The sequence below is a fragment of the Anaeromicrobium sp. genome (assembly GCF_025210435.1).
Taxonomy (GTDB): Bacteria; Bacillota; Clostridia; order Peptostreptococcales; family Thermotaleaceae; genus Anaeromicrobium.
On record NZ_JAOART010000050.1, the window covers coordinates 16784 to 37664 of the forward strand.

Annotated in this window: 17 protein-coding genes; all 17 read right to left on the reverse strand. The window is 29.9% G+C overall.

The window, feature by feature from the left end; all coding sequences use genetic code 11:
- Positions 1-533: 533 nt before the first annotated feature.
- Complete coding sequence (locus N4A57_RS06110) at positions 534-1331, reverse strand: ABC transporter permease subunit (protein WP_293656866.1); 798 nt, start codon at positions 1329-1331, stop codon at positions 534-536.
- A 33-nt stretch (positions 1332-1364) separates the two neighbouring features.
- Complete coding sequence (locus tag N4A57_RS06115; protein WP_293656868.1) at positions 1365-2162, reverse strand: ABC transporter permease subunit; 798 nt, start codon at positions 2160-2162, stop codon at positions 1365-1367.
- Between the two features lie 5 nt (positions 2163-2167).
- The gene (locus N4A57_RS06120; protein WP_293656869.1) at positions 2168-3052 is read right to left on the reverse strand and encodes an ABC transporter ATP-binding protein; all 885 of its coding nucleotides are present in this window, start codon (positions 3050-3052) and stop codon (positions 2168-2170) included.
- A 486-nt stretch (positions 3053-3538) separates the two neighbouring features.
- Positions 3539-3805 carry a hypothetical protein gene (locus N4A57_RS06125; RefSeq protein ID WP_293656871.1) on the reverse strand — a complete coding sequence of 89 codons (267 nt, stop codon included), beginning with the start codon at positions 3803-3805 and terminating at the stop codon, positions 3539-3541.
- A gap of 189 nt (positions 3806-3994) precedes the next feature.
- Entirely contained in the window at positions 3995-4579 is a 585-nt protein-coding gene (locus N4A57_RS06130; RefSeq protein WP_293656873.1) for a class I SAM-dependent methyltransferase, read from the reverse strand.
- A 498-nt stretch (positions 4580-5077) separates the two neighbouring features.
- Positions 5078-6460, reverse strand: coding sequence for an MATE family efflux transporter (locus N4A57_RS06140; protein WP_293656875.1), 1383 nt, complete (start codon positions 6458-6460; stop codon positions 5078-5080).
- 188 nt (positions 6461-6648) lie between these two features.
- Positions 6649-7101 (reverse strand): MarR family winged helix-turn-helix transcriptional regulator, encoded by a 453-nt coding sequence (locus tag N4A57_RS06145; RefSeq protein ID WP_293656877.1) that lies wholly within the window; start codon positions 7099-7101, stop codon positions 6649-6651.
- A gap of 99 nt (positions 7102-7200) precedes the next feature.
- Positions 7201-8280: a M24 family metallopeptidase gene (locus N4A57_RS06150; protein WP_293656878.1), complete on the reverse strand. Its 1080-nt coding sequence runs from the start codon at positions 8278-8280 to the stop codon at positions 7201-7203.
- Positions 8281-8308: 28 nt separating this feature from the next.
- Entirely contained in the window at positions 8309-9721 is a 1413-nt protein-coding gene (locus N4A57_RS06155; protein WP_293656880.1) for a cache domain-containing protein, read from the reverse strand.
- A 119-nt stretch (positions 9722-9840) separates the two neighbouring features.
- Positions 9841-11280, reverse strand: coding sequence for an alanine/glycine:cation symporter family protein (locus N4A57_RS06160; RefSeq protein ID WP_293656881.1), 1440 nt, complete (start codon positions 11278-11280; stop codon positions 9841-9843).
- 413 nt (positions 11281-11693) lie between these two features.
- Complete coding sequence (gene glsA, locus N4A57_RS06165) at positions 11694-12614, reverse strand: glutaminase A (protein WP_293656883.1); 921 nt, start codon at positions 12612-12614, stop codon at positions 11694-11696.
- Positions 12615-12835: 221 nt separating this feature from the next.
- The gene (locus N4A57_RS06170; protein WP_293656885.1) at positions 12836-14209 is read right to left on the reverse strand and encodes a sigma-54-dependent transcriptional regulator; all 1374 of its coding nucleotides are present in this window, start codon (positions 14207-14209) and stop codon (positions 12836-12838) included.
- Entirely contained in the window at positions 14184-15938 is a 1755-nt protein-coding gene (locus N4A57_RS06175) for a sensor histidine kinase (RefSeq protein ID WP_293656886.1), read from the reverse strand. Before N4A57_RS06175 ends, N4A57_RS06170 begins: the two co-directional genes overlap by 26 nt.
- Positions 15939-16172: 234 nt before the next feature.
- A complete protein-coding gene (gene sstT / locus N4A57_RS06180; RefSeq protein WP_293656908.1) occupies positions 16173-17420 on the reverse strand; it encodes a serine/threonine transporter SstT in 1248 nt (415 codons plus the stop codon).
- Positions 17421-17703: 283 nt separating this feature from the next.
- On the reverse strand, positions 17704-18627 hold the full coding sequence (locus N4A57_RS06185) for a DHHA1 domain-containing protein (RefSeq protein ID WP_293656887.1): 924 nt from the start codon (positions 18625-18627) through the stop codon (positions 17704-17706).
- A 107-nt stretch (positions 18628-18734) separates the two neighbouring features.
- Complete coding sequence (locus N4A57_RS06190) at positions 18735-20060, reverse strand: DUF4179 domain-containing protein (RefSeq protein WP_293656888.1); 1326 nt, start codon at positions 20058-20060, stop codon at positions 18735-18737.
- Entirely contained in the window at positions 20057-20650 is a 594-nt protein-coding gene (locus N4A57_RS06195; protein ID WP_293656890.1) for an RNA polymerase sigma factor, read from the reverse strand. Before N4A57_RS06195 ends, N4A57_RS06190 begins: the two co-directional genes overlap by 4 nt.
- Positions 20651-20881 lie beyond the last annotated feature (231 nt).

Here is a 20881-nt window from a genome sequence, read left to right on the forward strand (position 1 = left end):
CCTTGTATGATTCACTTTTCAGACTATATACACTTCTATATACATATACATTATTCCTTCTTCGTCAAACTAAAAATACTGTAACCAACTTTGTAAGTCTTTCATATTTTATATTAACAGCTAAATTTGCGTTTTAACAAGGGAGGTGCACATTAATGACTGTTGAAGCTTTATCAAATATTTTTGAAGATAATACTATCTTATTATTTTTCTTTTTCCTATTAGTTGTATTATTCTGTATGCCTTATTTTGACTTTTTCTAATAGAAAATAACCTTACCTACTTTACAAAGGATTAAATTAATTAGAGTAACATACTAAGTATAAACATGATATTTTATACTATCAGCTGTAATTTACATAAAAGATAAGTGGTGGAGGAGGTACATGGCTAGCACAAATTGTATAGGTCCTTTTGTGGGTTTAACCCATATGGTGCATATTAGATAATCCCATAATTAATGTATATAAAAAATAAAAATCCATTACTTCCTAGTAATGGATTTCTATTTTATATATATTAGGCATATTCTTTCATATGCCAAAATCTCTTTTATTATAAAATACATAAGTACCTGCCAGTGATAATCCTATAATTACAATTGACCATATTATGAAAACAAAGTCAATTCCCTTCCCTAATATTATAGATTGGGCTTCAAAATACTTAAAAGGAGTAAGATACTTTAAGTTCTCAAGCCTATCATACATATTTATTACCATATAAAGAACAAAAGTTGTGAGGACTACACCAGTGGCAACAGAATAAGCTTTCTTATAATTTCTACTAACCGAAGCAATAAATGAGCCTATAGATAAGAATATAATCTGTAGCCCTAACATACCTACCATTAGAGTTATCATATTTCTTAATATGGTACCATCTTCATTAAAATAATTTACAACAACTATTGATCCAGTAAATGTGATCAAATTCAAAATTATAATGTTCAAAAAAGCTGCTAATAACTTTGAAGTTATGATTTCACTCCTTGAAACAGGTTTTACAAGTAAAAACTCTGCGGTCTTATCCCTCTCTTCTTTCCCTATAATATTAGCACCTAGCATAACAGCATGGGTGCTAGCAATTAATAGAAGATATAAAAAAGTAACACCATAAAAGCCCATGGCAGTTGATAAATCAAAACTACTTATGCCCATTATACTTAATAGGGATTTGGGAAATATAGCTAATATATCATTTATAGACTCACCCGAACTAGAGTATCCTGCATATTTCCCCATACCCGAGCCAATCATACTAACCATACCTATACACCATATAATCAATGATTTTCCATGCGCCTTCATTTCCCTAGTAAATATATTCATATACTACCCCTCCTAGTTTTTCAAATAAATTAACTAAACAGTATGAATATCTCTTTTAGAATAAATCACATAAGTCCCTGTAATAGAAACTATTATAAACACTAAAGTTATAATAAGAAAGGGTCTATCATATGTACTATTTTTTATAATATAAGCAGGATCAAAATACTTAAAGGGAGTTATATATGAAATCATATCATTAGGATCCTTTGAACTTAAGAAACTTATAAAATAAAAAAGAAATACAGTAGCAAGGGAAATAGATAGGACAGATTTAATTTTAGGTAACATTACTGACATGGCAACGCCTAATGACATGAATATTAATTGTACAAATAACAAAGTTATGGAAATCATAAAAAATATTTGAAAACTATAATCCTTATTACTTACAATAGAAATTATTATGGTTGTAGCTACTATGTAAATTATATTAGTAATCACTAAAAGGGTGACTATTGCCATTATCTTATATGTTAAAATTTTTCTTCGCCTAATTGGTTTTGTTAAAAGGAAATCTCCTGTTCTTTCACTTACTTCCTTTGATACTACAGATATGCCAAAATTCATAGCTTCAATTGACCCAATTAAAAGTACAAAGGTGAAGGGAAAGGAATAATATCCTAATATACTAGCAAAACTCTCGAGTGTAATTCCCATTCCTATTCGTATGGCCTCTGGAAAACCTTCCATTAGTCCTTTTATCTTTTCCACATCCTTTGAAAATGAAGGATATAATAAAAAAAATACAGTGGCAACTAGGACTAATGCTACGCTCCATAAAATAGTAGATTTTCCATAAGATTTTAATTCATGTAGGAATATATTCATCCTATTTATTCCTCCTTTGAATAATAATTGATAAAAATTTCTTCAAGATCCGGCTCTTCTATCCAAATATTACTTATATTAATAGATGAAATTTTTCCCATAACCCTATTAACATCCCCCTTAAACATGAAACTAATTCTATTTCCCTTGGATTCTAACTTATTTACACCCTCAATATTAAAGTAATCTTCATCCACTTTTGATGTGATTTCAATTTTGAACTTTTTATAATTATTTTCTTTTAAAGTACTAATTTTCTCTAGTTTTATTATTTCCCCCTCTTTAATAATTGCCACCCGGTCACATAACCTTTGAACTTCACTTAAAATGTGGGAAGAAAAAAATATTGTTACACCTTTTTTATTTTCTTCTTCTAATAAATCAAAGAATTTCTGCTGCATAAGAGGATCTAATCCACTAGTGGGTTCATCAAGAATAATTAATTTAGGTTCATGAAGTAGGCCTTGAACTATGCCAACCTTCTTTTTGTTTCCAAAGGACAAATCATGAATTTTTTTATTTAAATCAAGATTCATTACCTCTGCTAAATAATTAATTCTATTGGTACAGTCCTTTTTATAAAAGCTAGCTGAATACTTTAGAAGGTCAATAACTTTCATATTGTCATAATAAAAAACTTCTGAGGGCAAATATCCAATTTCTTTTTTTATTTCAGGGCCATGTTCCACAACATCCTTCCCAAATATCTTAGCACTTCCACTAGTTGGATATATTAAAGATAACAAGGTCCTAATAGTAGTTGATTTTCCAGCACCATTTGGCCCAATAAATCCAAAAATTTCCCCTTTTTCAACCGTAAAATTAACATCCACAATGCCCCTTGATTTTCCATAGTTCTTAGTCAAATTATTAGTTTCAATAACATTCATTTTTAAAACATCCCTTTAAAGTATAATTTTATTTTAATTATTGTTATAGATTCCGTAACACTAAGGCATCTATTACAAGTTAAACATTATTAACCATATTATTTACATTAAATTTTCTATTATTCTTATAACAAAATTCAATGTAACAAACTATCATATTAACACATAGTCTATATTAGCTAGCAATTAGCTAAATTTACTTCCTAGATGAAGGAGGTGTAAATACATGGACGGTTGCTGTAACAGCAGTTTATTATTCTTTTTCCTATTGTTAGTTGTTATATTCTGTATGTGTTGTAATCCTGAGCCAGAATGTGGCTGCTAGATTAAATATGAATTTTTTTCATATTTAGAAAATAAACAACTAAATCTTACCTATGAATTTTTATAAAATTTGTATACAAAAGTTATAAACACACACCCTTTTGAATATGCCTTATGCATATGAAAAAAATAAGGACTCTCATATGTATGAATACAGAGTCCTTATTTTTCTATAGTTTTTTCCAAGTCTTTTCCACAAATTGAACATTTCCCTTTCAAAATCAGTTCATATTCACTTTCATCTATATAATATTTTATTATTTTTACACAATCGTCACAGTGACCACAATAAACCTCATTAATAAGTTCACACCTTATCTCTTTAGGAATTCTTCTCCAATTTAAATTCACAACATTAGCTTTACATGTTTTATCTTTTAAGTAATCCTTTTCTTTTTCTCCCATGTGTAATTTCCACTCCTTAGTCAATTTCTATAATGTTTTTTTAATATATCATTCTCCATTCTTTCAACTTAAGTCTAAATTATCTATGTATTTAATTTTCCCTTTTTTCCTCTATTTAGAATTCCATTTTATGGTTCTTATATATTATTCCTTTTAAGAAATATAAATATAAAAATAAGGAAATAATTGATTAGTTCAATCATCTCCCATCATTCATAGACATATTCTATTTTTTTCTACTATAAGACCATAAAAACATTTTGCAAACTCAAGATTTTCCTTCATATGCAATCCTAAATCATTACACAATTGACTTACTTCTTCTTTACTAATCCTATGGTCAATTGGCGGTCCAATTTTTGTTTCTTTCTTCTCCCACTCTATTACTGCAACTTTTCCTTTATCTTTTAATATTCGAGCTACTTCTCTTAAAAATCTTTCTTTATCCTCAACCTCATGAATTATATTTGCAAGGAGTACAAAAGTAACAGATTCATTAGGAATTTTTAAATCATATTCACTAGTCTGTATGACATGAATATTTGTAATTTTAGCATCTTCTCCTCTTTTTATAACTTCCTCCAACATTTCTTCAGAAATATCTAAAGCAAAAACACTATTCTCTTCATTTACAATTTGTGCAGCAGGAACAGTAAAATATCCTATCCCACACCCCACATCTGCAACCGTATCATCTGCTTCTAACCCTAATTTTTCAAGGGTATCCTGTGGAGGTAGATTTTCTCTTCTCCACTCATTATCAAGTTTACTCTTATTCTTTGGTTGAAATTTATGCATTATAATTCCTCCCTAAATTTGTATAATTCATAATATAATTATATTCTTATAGTATAAACTTCTCAATTAGAATTAATAAGGGACTTTATCTAAATAATAAAAATAAGAATGGCACAGATTTCTCTATATCATTCTTATCTTTCAATCACATTATTAAATTGACCATTTTTTAGCCCTTTCCATTTCATTATGTTTCATGGATTTTTTCATACCCCTAAACATGGCCATTTGACTTAGAAATACTAAAATAATTGGAATGAATAAAACTAATCCTAGTTTCCAATTTAAATATAAACGATATGATATGACTATAATAGGTGTTACCACTGCTTAAGCTAAGTCTGGAATTTGGTGGGCTATAAAATTTTCTAATTTTTCTATGTCTTCATTTATAGTTTTCTTAACTTCTCCGATTGTATGACCTGTGAAAAATCCCATACTAGATTTTTATTCCTTTGAAGTATTATAATATTATTATTTAATATAGATTTAGCCACACTAAGATTTCCTTTTTTCATAAATTTTGTTGCCTATTGGACTTGATTTTAACATACTCTTAATTCTATTGTTTATCTTAATACTAAAGAACAATGTTAGTAATGTTGTAAAAAAATCTGCGATTCCTTGAGAAAAAATTACTCCATCTAAACCTATTATTCTAGGTAAAATTAGAACAGTAGGTATCAAAAACATGCCTTGTCTTCCTAGACTTAATATGGCACCCTCCCTTGCTTTTCCTAATGCTAAAAATAATGTCATATAAATTATTTGAAAACCAAAGAATGGAAACATAATACTATAAGCCCTTAAAGCTCTAGCACTTATCTGAAGAACTCTAGGGTCATTACTAAACGCAGATACTATCTGTCTTGCAAATATACTTTGAGTTATTGCTAAAGCAAGACAAAAGTACGTTGTCCATTTAAGGGAAATATCTATTGATTCCTTCAAACGACCGTATTTTTTTGCACCATAACTATATCCTGCAATAGGCTGAAAACCCTTTGAATATCCAAATATGACATAACTTCCTATGGCAAATATCCTGTTAACAATACCCATTGCAGCTACGGCAGCATCTCCATAAGGAGCAGCCGCTAAATTTATTAAACCCATGGATGCACTTGATAATATCTGAAAAATAAGAGTTGGAGTTCCTATTTTAAATATTTCAAGCAAAATTTCTTTAGATAGGGTGAAATACTTAACTGATAATTTAATACTACTTTTATCACTATAAAAAAAATTAATCAATAAAATTGTAGTCACCACTTGTGATATTACTGTGGCAATGGCAGCTCCTTTTATTCCAAAATCTAAAGTATATATAAAGATTGGATCTAAAATCATATTTAGTATTGCACCTACAATTAATACTTTCATACCCATTTTAGCGGCCCCTTCAGCCCGCACTATATTAGTCAATGTTATATTCATAACACTAAATACCGAACCTCCAATAAAAATATACCCATAATCCTTGGCAAAGGGTAATATGCTCTTTGTTGCTCCAAAGGACTTTAATAATGGTTCTATAAAAATTAAAGATGGTATTATTATCATTACCCCTAAAATTATACTACCAAAAAATGCTGTAGAAGCAGTTTTATTTGCCTGTTTCCTGTCTCCCTTTCCCAATAGTCTTGCAATATAAGAAGCTGCACCACTTCCCAGTGTCAATCCAACGCCTATAATAACCATTGATATGGGAAATGCTATAGCAGCAGCCCCCATTGCACTGGTTCCTAATCCCCCTACAAATATGGCATCTACAAAATTATATATGGCATTAATGAGCATACCTACAATTGCAGGTATTCCAAATTTCAATAATACTGTAGAAATTCTTTCTTCATTCATAATTCTAATTCTCTCATTCATTTTTCTCTCCCCTTCTTAATATTATTATTTTTATTTATATATGAATTTTCACAAAAACGTATATATGGTATACGTTTCTCATAAAAAAATATAGTACCTTATATATTCATAAATTTCACCTGTTATTATAACTTATTACAGGATGATGTTTAGCATGTATACGTTTTGTGGAAACTAAAGCGGAAACATTACATATGTTTTTCCGCCATGTCACTCACCTTTTCAATAAATGTCAATAAAACCTCTAACTCATGATCATCTAGCTCTTCTAAATATGTGAAAATATCTTTATCGTACTTTCTATGATATTCCTCGTGGTGCTCATATGCCCCCCTTCCCTTATCTGTCAATTTAACTAATAATCTAGTGTTATTTGTTTCATCTAAATATTTCTCAACTAAACCCTTCCTTTCAAGTTTTTTTAGAATTTGTGATATTGCACCCTTTGTTACTCTAAATTTCCTAGCGATTTCTGAAACATGTAAATTAGAGTAATCTCCTATTACCTTCATTATATGAATCTCACTTCGATATATGTCCACATCAGTACCATAATCTCTAGGCTTCCTACTTGAACTAGATAATTTTTCAATCATCATCATAAATTTTTCTACTACTGTTTTTACATTTTTTTCTATCATACTAGAATCGTATACCACCTAAACGTTTTTGTCAACCCTAATAATAAAATATGACTTGGCTAATTAAACCTTTTCAGAATTGGTAATAATTATAAGATATTATTTTAAAGTAACTAACTCCTTAGGATATTGATTCAATACTTCACAACCATCCTTTGTAACTACAACTAAATCTTCTATTCTTACTCCATACTTGCCTGGTATGTAAATACCTGGTTCTATGGAAAAAACCATGCCCTCTTGAACTGGCATATGATTTGCTGAACTTACATCAGGAAACTCATGTACATTAATCCCTATATTATGGCCTGTTCTATGGGTAAAATACTTTCCGTAACCCCCATCTTCTATAACCTTTCTTGCCGCTTTATCAATTTCACTAAATTTCACACCTGGTCTTACTGCTCCTATGGCTGTTTTATTTGCTTTTCTAACAAGTTCATATATCTCTTTATATTCTTCACTTGGCTCTCCATAAAAAAAGCTTCTTGTCATATCAGATGCATAATTTTGCCTAAAACATCCTATGTCAATAATTATAGAACTATTTTCTTTTAATATAGTATCATCTGAGCTATGATGAGGTTCAGCAGCATTTTCTCCATAACAAATGAGTGGACTAAAGGAAAAACCATCCCCACCGTATTTAGCATAAATTGTACCTAAAATTTTTCCTAATTGAGCTTCTGTATATTTACCCTCTTTAACATATTCTAATAGTTCCCCCATAGCTTTGTCGTTTATTCTTGAAGCTTTTCTCATTAGATCTAATTCTTCCTTATCCTTAATCATTCTCACTTCATCTATGACAATGGAACTATTTGTAACCTTTAGACCCTCCATTTGATTTAATAGTTCAATTAAGAATCTAGAGGGCCATTCCTTATCAATTCCCATTAAAATTTCTTTATTTATAAATTTACCTAAATAATTTATAGGATTTTCAGTATCATTATAAACTACTAAATCTACACCTAAATCACCTTCAATTGGGAATAATTCATTTATAATAAGTTTTGCCTTCTTCTCCTTATTTATAAACAAGGCCAACATTCTTTCACCTGGATGAATCCATTTTTCTAATAAATAAAAAATAGAATTAGGACAAGTAATAATTAATTGTTCAATATGGTGTTTATCCATATTTTCTAATATGCGATTTAATCTTTCTTTTTTCATTCTCAGCACCCCTTTATGATTATATAATCTAAACTTTGTCATTTATAATAATCTTCTTCTCAATTTCATAAAAAACTTCAACCCTATTGTCCTTATCCTTTTCTTTTATATCTTTTATTCTATTAAGGACTACATTCATGTAATTTTCTATATTGTCCCTTTGGATTTGTTGAACCTTTGAAGAACTCTTATTAAATTCATTTCTAAAATAAACTAATCTATCAATAGCACTCTCTAATTCCTTCAATACCTTTAAATCATTGTACCTTTCCAATTTATCATCCAGTATATTAACAATTTTCTCCATTTCATATTCAGCCTCAAATAATAAATCAATATATGAACTTGATTTATCTATGAAATATTCTTCATTTTCACTTTCTGATAATGCTAAATCAAATTTATTTGATAAATCATTATTTTTATGGTCTTTCATATTAGAATAACCTTCATTTTTATTAAAGAAACTACTCAAATCCTTTATGTATTTTGTGATTTCATTAAAAACATATACTATACATATGATTCCTATAAATATAATAATAAAACTGCTAGTAAATATTTCTTTCATCATATTTTTTGTCTTCTTATAAATTTTCTCTTCTTCTATAATTCCAAGTACTTTCCAACCAGTTACTTCATTTGTAGTATAAGTTACGTAATAGTTTACATTATTTTCTCTTATAGGAAAGCTTCCTGATTTTCTTTCAAAAATTTTATATATCCAGTTTGATTCAATAATATTATCAAATCGTCTGTCCTTTATATCCTTTGTTATAAAAACATAATTTTCCTTATCCTTATCAATTAAAAAGGCATGTCCCTGCTTAAAGGCCTTAAAGTTTTCAATTTTGTTAGACAATCCATCTAAAAAGAAATCTATGGCTATAACTCCCTTAAATTCATTGTTAAAATTTCTTACTACTTTAGAAATAGTAATCATTGGTTTTTTAGTTGTTGCATCTAAATAGGGCTTTGTCCATGCCGTTTTTCCCTTTGCCTTTACTGCATTAGTATACCATGGTCTTTGATTTGCAACCCAATCTGCATACTCTAGTTCTTCTGATGTATCTGGCCAAGTAACTAATTTTTTATTCCCTAAGATCATTTCATTAGGAGCAAAATAAGCAAAAGCAGTAAATGGGTATGATTGCTGAAATGATTTAAACAAATGTCTTGAAGGTAAATAATATTCCCTTGGATAATCAGAAACATTTTGTATCATTTCATTTTGAGAAAACATTTCTAGGGCACTTTCAAAGGTAGAAATAAATTCAGATATTGAATTATCTAATTGTACAATAGAGCTGTCAAATGATTCAATATATTGATTTTTCAGAATCAACCTCCAATTACCTAGGTAAAAACTGCCGATTAACAACACTAGCACAACAAATAATATAACAAACCGCCATATAAACCTACGTGGAATACTGTCCATAATTGTCCCCCTCAAGTCTTTACACGCTTCTTTTTATTTTAACATATTTTAAATATATGGAAACTTAAAAGATGACCCTATCATAAAGTTAATTAAATAGGATCATCTTTTTAATATTATTAAACTACCTTTTTAGTATTTATTTTTTTAGATATGCCCCAACATTCAACATTTTTTAAACCTTCAATATTATCCACATGGAAGACAGGATCTTTTCCTTCTTTCTTTTGCTTTATATAGTCTTCTAATGCTGCAAAGGCAATCTTTCCTAACATGGCAATTGCGATTAAGTTTATAACTGCCATTACACCCATAAATAAATCTGCCATATTCCAAACAATTGCCACGGCCGATTGGGTGCCCCAAAATACCATACCTGCTACTGATATTCTAAAAATTAACAACCATGTTTTATTTCCATTTAAAAATTCAATATTTGATTCTCCATAGTAGTAGTTTCCAATTATTGAGCTAAATGCGAAAAGTAAAATACAGGCTGCTATAAAAGTACTACCCCAAGCTCCTACTTGAGAACTTAAAGCAGTTTGTGTAAGCTGTATTCCTGTTAATCCTTCAGTGGCATATTCTCCTGAAATTAAAACTACCATTGCCGTTGCAGTACAAATAATAATAGTGTCTACAAACACTCCAAACATTTGAATAAGACCTTGTTTTACAGGGTGACTTACTGTAGATGTTGCTCCTGCATTTGGTGCACTACCCATACCAGCTTCATTAGAGAAAAGCCCTCTCTTAATACCTTGCATCATAGCTGCTCCAATTCCTCCACCAACAGCTTGTTTAAATCCAAAGGCACTAGTTATTATTAGCTTTAATGTTTCTGGAACTATGCTAATATTCTTAGCTAGTACGAATAATGCTACTAATACATAGGCTGTAGCCATTACTGGAACAATCATTTCTGCAACCTTTGCAATCCTCTTAATTCCACCAAAAATTACTAAACATGTAAGTACTGTCAGACCTACTCCCACATATAATTTGTCAATTCCGAAGGCTGTTTCAAATGCAGCCGAAATTGTATTTGCTTGAACAGAGTTAAATACTAATCCAAAAACTATAGTAATTATAATTGAGAAAGTAAGACCCATCCATTTTTGACCTAATGCCTTCTCCATATAATAAGCAGGTCCACCGCGATATCCATTTACGTCCTTTACTTTGTAAATTTGTGCTAAAGTATTTTCAACAAAACTGGTTGCAGCTCCAATTAAAGCAATTACCCACATCCAAAAAACTGCCCCTGGACCACCAACAGCCACTGCCATTGCCACTCCAGCTAAGTTACCTGTTCCAACATGGGATGCAACACTAATACAAAAAGCTTGAAAAGCAGATACACCCTTTTCTCCATCTTCATTTTCAACACTACTTCTTCCTTGACCTAGGACCTTAATAGTTTCACCTAGAAGTTTAACCTGAACAAATTTTGTTCTAAATGTGAAATAAACTCCAAGTACAAGTAGCATTCCTATAAGTACATAAGACCACAATACGGTATTCCCCATAGAAATCAGCGAATTTAAAATTTCTGTCATAAAAGCACTCTCCTTTATATTTTTTATCTTTTTAATCAATCATAGATTTATTAACCCAAAGCTTTCCCAATACAGTAACTTGCCTAAAAAGGAAAAAATTTTTAATGGTTTCCTGAAGTATGCTCACCTAAAGCCAATTTTTAATTAATAAAACTATAGATTTCGTAACACTAAGCTTTCTCTATACAGTAGCTTGCCTATAAGGGAAAATATATTGGAAATTTTTGAAATTGAGGAACGTCACAACATCCTATGCTACTTAAACATGACACATGAACCTATATACGAAGATTCACACTGTCGCTTGTGACAAGGACTTCAATGTAAAAGATTTTCAATATATTTTCCTGAAATAGGCCCGCATAAAGCAAGTTTATACACCAGAAATCTATATAATACAATTTCATAAAAAACTAATTAAATATACTTAACTCTAATTCTTTAGATAATTCCTCTAATACTTTTGTTCCTGCCACAGTATTTCCCCTTTCATCTAGTGCAGGGCCCACTACGGCAATTCCCATTTTTTTAGGAACAACGGCCATAATGCATCCACCTACACCACTCTTTGATGGTATACCAATATTTACTGCATATTCTCCAGAAGCATTATAAAGACCACAAGTCATCATTATAGCTTGAACAATTTGATTCACATCCTCAGGAATAAGCCTTTCATTTGACCAAGGTGCAACACCACCATTTCCTATTACAGCAGCCATTTTTGCCACATCTTTTACAGTAACCTCCATAGAGCATAATTTAAAATATGCATCTAATATATCTTCCACATCCCTTTCTATTACTTCTGCACCCTTTAGGTAATAGGCTATGGCCCTATTAGTATTTCCAGTTAACTTTTCTGACTTATATACATCATAATTCACTTTGATATGGTCATTATGTGCCATCTTTTTCATCATTTCATGAACTCTATGAAATTTCTCAATTCCGTTATCTCCTGCAACTAAAGATGTGGTAACGATTGCCCCTGAGTTAATAAAAGGATTTAATGGTGTATGACAATCCCTTGTTTCTAGCTTCACCATAGAATTAAAAGGATCTGCTGAAGGCTCTGAGCCTACTTTTGAGAATACCGTTTCCTTTCCCTTATCCATTAGGGCACAAATTAAAGTAATTACCTTTGAAACACTTTGAATTGTAAATTTAGTTTCATAATCTCCTTCATAAAATTCATTACTTTGAAAGTCAACTATATGAATGCCTAATGCATCTCCATTTGCCTTTGCAAGTTCTGGTATGTAGGTTGCTACCTTACCTTCCTTGGTCCATATCCTATTATTTTCAATAATTGTTTTTAGTAATTTTTCCATTTTATTACTCCTTCTGTTTATTCTCTTATGTGAAATTTCCATATAATGCATAGATATCTAATATATAAGCAACATTTATGCCAATCTATTTTTTTGAAAATAAGAATAAAAAAAGCCTATTCTTGCTTATTACAAATAATTTTTAAAATTAAAACAATGGATTTGTTCGATTCCGCACAAAAAAAATGTGCGAAATCAATCACACTGTTCGATTTCGCACATTAATCAAAATATTTTTCCATTCTTCTTTTTAAAGCAAACCTAGAAATACCTAATAATTTTGAAGCATTTGTATGATTTCCCTTTGCCTCATCTAATGCCCTTTTAATATATATTCTTTCAATTTCTGATATTTTATCTTCTAATGAAAAGTTATCTTCTATAGTAAAATCATCAATTCCAGCTGACCCTAATTTTGTTGAAGGATTATTTTGAAGTTCTATAGGAAGATTTTCCACATCTAAGACTTCTCCATCGTTTAATATTACAATTCTTTCTACTATGTTTTTTAATTCTCTCACATTTCCAGGCCAGTAATATTTCATGAGCTGATTTTCCGCCTTTTTTGAAAAGCCTGCAAAAGATTTACCAAATTTATTAGAATAAATATGTAGAAAATATTTTGCAATTTTTAGTATGTCTTCTTCTCTCTCCCTTAATGGAGGTATAAAAATAGGCACCACATTTAATCTATAGTATAAATCCTGTCTAAATTCTTTTTTTCTGATTGCTTCTTCAAGGTCTTTGTTTGTGGCAGCAATAATTCGAATATCCACCTCTATGTATTCTAATCCACCTATTCTTTTAAACTTTCTGGTTTCCAAAAATCTTAGTAATTTTGTCTGTATATCTAATGGAATTTCTCCTAATTCATCTAAAAATAGGGTTCCTCCATGGGCAAGTTCAAGTAAACCTTTCTTTCTTGAATTTGCACCACTAAAGGAATTTTTCTCAAAGCCAAACAATTCACTTTCTAATAATTGACTTGGTATGGTAGCACAATTAATGCTAAGCATTACAGAATCTTTCCTTATACTATTTTGATGAATAGATGAAGCTACTACTTCTTTACCTGTTCCAGTTTCTCCCCTTATTAATACTGTAACAGAATCATTTTTTGATAATATATTAATCTTTTTAATAGTATCTTCCATAACCTTAGATTCTCCAATTAATTCATGGTTCGTTTTGGATTCACGCTTTTCATAAATCTCAAGCTTTCTCTTTATAGATTGATTTTTTAATGCTTTGGATATGGATACATTTACCTCATCTAAATCTAATGGTTTTTTTAGATAGTCCGTTGCTCCAACTTTTATAGCTTTTATTGCAGTTTTAATATCTCCATATGCAGTCATTATTATGATTTCAATGGCATCATCTATTTTCTTAATACTTTGGGCAATATCTAATCCGTTCTCACCTTTTAATTTCATATCTAAAAGGATTATATCTGGTCTAAAATAGTTAATCTTATCTATTGCTTCATTTCCATCCTTTGCAGTTTCCACTTCATAATTAAAATCCTTTAAGCCTTCCTTTAATGATAATCTAATCAGTTCTTCATCATCAATAATCAATACTTTCTTTTTCATAATTGTCTCCCTTATAGATTGGTATATATAATTTTATTTTTGTTCCCACATGTATCTTACTTTCAACTTCAATTTCCCCATTATTTGCAATTATTAATTTATGAACAACGGAAAGCCCTAGGCCCGTACCACTTTCATAGGTAGTATAAAATGGGTCAAATATTTTAGTGATATTTTCCTTTTCAATGCCACATCCATTATCTTCAAAACCTATAAGAATATATTCTTTTTTTATCCTCTCACTTTTCCCCATTGTAATTTTTAGTGTTCCTCCTTTATTCATGGATTTTACAGCATTTCCTATAATATTTAAGAAGATTTGAGCCAATTGACCCTTGTCAAAATATGCTAATATAGGTTCACTTTTCTCTTCTTTTAAGACAGCAATCTTTTTTTCACATATTATTTTATTTGAGAATTGTAATGCATGATCTAAAACATTATGGACCTTTACAACTTGAAATCTAGGCAAGTGGGGTCTTGCAAAATCTAACAAATCTGTTATTAATCCATTTAATCTATCAATTTCATTAATATTTGCATCAAATAATTTTTTATCCGTATCATTTAAATATTCATATAATCTATTTTTCAAGACTTGAGAACTCATTTTCATTCCAGAAAGAGGATTTCTTATTTCATGGGCTAACCCAGCAGTTAATTGACCTAGAGAAGCCAATCGATTAATTCTATCTATTTTATCCTCTATTCTCTTTCTACTACTTATATCATTAAAACTACATATGACACCTATTTTTTCTCCCTTAATATTTTTCATCAATGAAGTTGTAATATCTAAATAAATGTCTTTTCCTTCTTCTTTACTTTGAAAATTTTCTACCCTATTAATAGTTTCTTCCCTTTGTAAAGTACTCATTATTTGCCTAAGAATGACCCTTATGATTCCTATATTAGGTTCACATGATTCTATCTCCCTTTCAATCATATGAACAGCTGCTTCATTGTATTTCATCACTTTCCCATCTATATTAGTGGTAATAATCCCAGTTGAAATACTCCTTAATATATCTTCATTAAAGTTTTTCATTTGTATAAACTTATTTGTTCTATTGGCAATTTCATTTTTCATATCATTAAAGGCATAACCTAGAAGTCCTAGTTCATCTTCCCTTTTAATGTCTATTTCATTTTTGAAATCACCTGAAATAATGTCCCTATAGCCATTCAAAAGTATTCCTATAGGTTTTGATATATTATCTGTAATTAAAATAATGGCTTCTAAAGAAAATAAGACAAAAAGAATAATTAATACAAGCATATTTCCATTGGTACTCAAAGTGTTATAGGATGTTTCTTTTTTGTCAATCAAATGACCTATTTTCCAATTCCATTGATGATACACCCTATAATTTAAAATATATCTATTAGATATTCTCTTATCTTTCCAAATACCATTTAAAATTTTATCTTCATTAATACTTTCATTTCCAATGCTATTATATATGAATTTACCATTTTCAATAATGAACATATTATTTTTGTTTAATGACTTTATGTAATTTATCATAAACTCTTTACTATAATGGTTTTTTTCAACACTATTTAACAATACTATTAAATCATTTAATTCATTATTTACTTCTGCCACTTCATAATTATTTATAAGTTTGTAATTATTCCAATAGGACAAGAGGCTCAATGCTATAATTGGCATAATCATTAGAAACAAAAGGGGTCCTATGATTTTCTTTTTAATACTAATCTTCATATATGTATCTCCATTTATTTAATCTTTGTCATAATTTTTTATAAATCTAATATTACTTAGATTTTACAACAATATATGGTATTTTCCAACAGTTTTACTTAAACGATAAATTTTATTAACTGAACAAATAGTTATGTGTCTTGTCCTTAAAATTATATTTTATATTTATAAATTACATAAAAATAAATCCTCTATTTTAGTTTTAAAACTAAAATAGAGGATTTAACTAAATATCTAAGCAACCTTACTTGCTTTCTTAATGCGGATTTCTTTTCCTTCTTTTCTCCACTCTGCAAATTCAGAAACAGCAGTGAAAAGTGCATCTGTTGAAGAATTAAGTGCAGTTTCACAAGAGTCCTGAATAACCCCTACAATGAAACCTACACCAACAACCTGCATTGCCACATCATTTGGAATACCAAATAAACTACAAGCAAGAGGAATAAGTAGTAATGAACCACCAGCTACTCCTGACGCTCCACAAGCACTTACTGCTGAAAGAATACTTAGAATTAGAGCTGTACCCATATCTACTTGAATACCTAATGTATGAACTGCTGCAAGTGTTAATACAGAAATTGTAATAGCTGCACCAGCCATGTTTATAGTTGCGCCCAGTGGAATTGACACTGAGTAAGTATCCTTGTCTAAACCTAATTCTTCACATAAGTTCATGTTTACTGGAATATTTGCAGCTGAACTACGTGTGAAGAATGCTGTAATACCACTGTCCTTTAAACACTTAAATACAAGTGGGTATGGATTTTGACGGATCATAACAAATGTAATAATTGGATTTACAACAAGTGCTACAAAAGCCATACAACCAACTAATAAAGCAAGTAACTTTCCATAATCTAGTAAAGCTCCTATACCACTTGTAGCGATTGTACCAGCTACTAGACCCATAATACCAAGTGGTGCAAAGTTTATTACCCATCTTACGATTTGAGCTAAAGCATCTGAGAAATTATTAATCATTGTTTTTGTAGTTTCTGGTGCATTTTTTAATGCAAGACCAAGAAGTAATGCCCAAGCTAAAATACCAATGTAGTTAGCATTAAAAAGTGCTTTTACTGGGTTGTCAACCACATTCATCAATAATGTTTTTAGTACCTCAACAACTCCTCCTGGAGGCGTTATACTATCAATACCTGCTCCAAGTGTTAATGATACTGGGAACATGAAACTTGCCACAACAGCCACAAGACCTGCTAAAAATGTTCCTAAAAGATAAAGAACGATGATTGATTTCATATTAGTCTTTTGGCCAGCCTTATGTTGAGAGATGGCAGACATTACTAAGAAGAATACTAATATAGGTGCAACTGCCTTTAACCCTCCTACGAATAATGAACCAAAAATAGCGATTGGTTTTGCTGCACCTGGAGCTATAGTAGCTAAAATAATACCGACGGTCAAACCAATAAGGATTCGCTTAACCAAACTTATTTGATTCCATTGCCTTAATAAATTTGTCATTTTCTTCCCCCCATGACTTTTTTTAAAATAAAATTGTATGCAGTCCAAATCCAAAAGTATTTTCCTTGAAAAAAATTCATATTATGCCTTCAATTTAGCCAATACAAACACTTTTAAAAATTCAGACAACACTGAAAGTTTACCATAACTTTCGTATAATTACAAGGACTCCTGGTTGATTTATAAATACATTTTAAAAAATTGTCTATTAATAAGTTTTCTTAAAATATAACAAGAGGTAGCTATAAACCACCCCTTGCCATGTTTAGTATGTATACACTTGTTATTCCTTTATTTTTTCAATAATCTCAGATAAAACTTCATCCACCTTATCATGATCAATTTGGCATGTTCCTGCATTTTTATGGCCGCCGCCACCATAGCTTAACATTATATCACCAATATTTACCTTTGAAGATCTATTGAAAATAGACTTTCCTACTGTAAGTACTGTATTTTGTTTTTTGAATCCCCATATAACCTGAATAGATATATTTGTATCAGGGAAAAGAGCATATTTTATAAATCTATTTCCTGGGTAAATAGTTTCTTCATCCTTAAGATTTATAACAAGTACATTATCATGGACTTGTGCATTTCTTTTGATTTGCTCTTTAAATTGACCGTCATACTGATTATATAACTCAACTCTTTCTTTCACATCTGGTAATTCTAATATCTTATCAATATCATGATCCTTACAATAATCAATTAAATCCATCATAAGATTATAATTAGATATTCTAAAATCTCTAAATCTTCCTAAACCCGTTCTCGCATCCATCATAAAGCTTAATAATTCCCAACCCTTAGGATCTAATACATCTTCCATGTTAAATTGGGCAGAATCTGCTTTATCCACTGCAACAATCATATCTTCTGAAATATTTGGAAATCTTTCTTTTCCTCCGTAATATTCATATAAAACCCTTGCTGCTGACGGAGCATTAGGATCAATAATATGATTTTCTTTTTTTCCCTTTACCCTAATAGTTTCACTCAAATGATGGTCAAAGGCTAAATGAACACCTTCTACATATGGTAAATTGGTAGTTATATCTCCACTATTTACTTCTATTAAACCATCTTGCATATCTTTAGGATGAACAAATTTAATATTATCAATTAAGTCAAGTTCTTTTAACAAAACTGCACAAACCAACCCATCAAAATCACTTCGTGTAATTAAACGAAATTTTTTAGACATAGTCCTCCTCCTTATACGTTAATATGTAAATTATATCAATATACCAAGAATCTTGCAATTATTTATCTCTTTGTAGAAACTTGTTAAAAAATATATATCTTTGGCAATCAATAATTGAATTTTAAGATTTCATCATTAATCTTTATTGATTTAACTTTAGAAATATCTAGTGGCTTTGATGAAATAAATTTAATCTTCACTTCATCATCACTCTCAAATCTAGTTGATGAATTAAATTCTTCTACCTTATTATCCAACATACTGACTTTAACATTTGCTTTTTCTAGTTCAATATTTTCATCTCCCACTAAAGTTACTCCTAATGGAGATATGGATACTCTATTTATAGTTCCCTTACCTAATTTAATATTACAATACTCTTTCTTTTCTTCTACTACAGATTGGATCTTAAATGTGGTTTTCCAATTGCCTTGTGTATAATTATTGTCCGTTACAAAATATCCTTTTAATTTTGCCTTGTTTAAATCTATATTTTTCACATTGAAAACATATTCAATATAGTAGCCACTTTTCTTCTTTGAATTTTCATCACCTTTAAAATAATAATTAGTTACATCACCATAAATTTTTTCTCCCATTTCATTTACAAAGTAAAAGTATCCGTGGTCGTCAATTCCACTTTTAGTCCATCTTGTTTGAATATGAAGAAGGTCATCCACATATCCTATATTCGAAATACTCATAAAATCAATTTTAGGAATACTTATATTTATTTTATCTGTCTGCAAAACCCTGACCTTTCCATTTACTAAAAGATCATTATATAATTTTCCTCCCCCTCCACCAGCTTGAATTAATTGGGTTTCTTTAGCCTTCTCTATCTGGGAAAGATTTATTTTTCCATCTATTCCATCAAAAATTTTCTTCTTACTAATAAATGATTCTATGGAAAAACTCACTTTTTTTCCATTAATTTCTTTTCCCCCATTTCCTTGTATTCTCATTATTGCAGTTTTATTATCCTTGTCATAATTGCCAATCTGGCTGTTGTACATATTAGCTCCTGTAAATGAAAAATCATATAAATCAAGTGTTTCATCTATCCTATCACCTATTAAGTCCCTCATAGATACATATATAATGGCCATTTCATCATCATTTATAGCACCAATTACCTTCATTTCAATTCCTTGGTCTTCGCTACTTATGCATATAGGTTGAAATATTAATGCAATGTTTGGATTTATCCTATAAATAAAGTCATTTATAATAGGCATATGGATTGCACCTACTCCCATAGTAAACATGAAACACATACATGTAACTAATGTAATTACTGCTTTTTTTCTAATGTTCATTGGATATGTAGAAACTTCCATATTCTTTTTAACCTTTGACATAATATCATACTCTGGGGTTTTAATAGTACCTATAGCATCCCTTATGATCTCTTTATCATAATCATATTTCATTTTCTCTCCTCCAATCTTTTATAATATGGATTTGTTTCCTTTAATACCTTGGCCAGTTTTTTCTTTGCCCGTTCATATCTCTTTCGTAATGTGGTAGCAGAGCTCTTGTACACAGTTTCAAGCTCTGAATAGCTTTTCTCATCAATAACCCTACTAAATACTAATGCCCTCTCCAATGGAGATAAAGTTAATAGAGCCCTTTTTAGATCTTCCCTTATGAAATCATCATTCTTTGTTTTTTCCTGGGGAATAAAAAATAATAATTTCTTTTTCCGTATCATATCAATACAGGTTGTATATGCAATTCTATATAACCATGATGATAAATTTGTGCCCCCTTTGAAATTTTTCCTCTTATTATAAGCTTTGATAAAAGTCATCTGAACAGCATCTTGTGCTTCTGCATAATCACAAAGTATATTGTGGCAATACCTTAAAAGAGGTTGTCCATATAACTTCACAATACTTTCTAATATCTCCTGATTATCAAAGCTCCCTTCTAATTGATTTTCCTTCATCTCATATCTTCCTCTCCAAGATCTCCATGTATCTTCACCCTTATAACGTATATAAACATTCTTTTGTGACACATATTTAAATTTTTTATGAGAATTTCCTTCATAATAGACAATTTAAAAAGACAAAAGTCAAGGGCACATGGATTTTAATTGTCCACATGCCCTTTTTTATTTGATTTTTAATATATTTCCTACAAATTTTTTAATATATTGATCAGTTACAGCCATATTTAAGTTTTGCCCATCTAAACCTGCCCTTATTCCTAAATATTATTAATATTAGATAAATCTTATGATTCTATA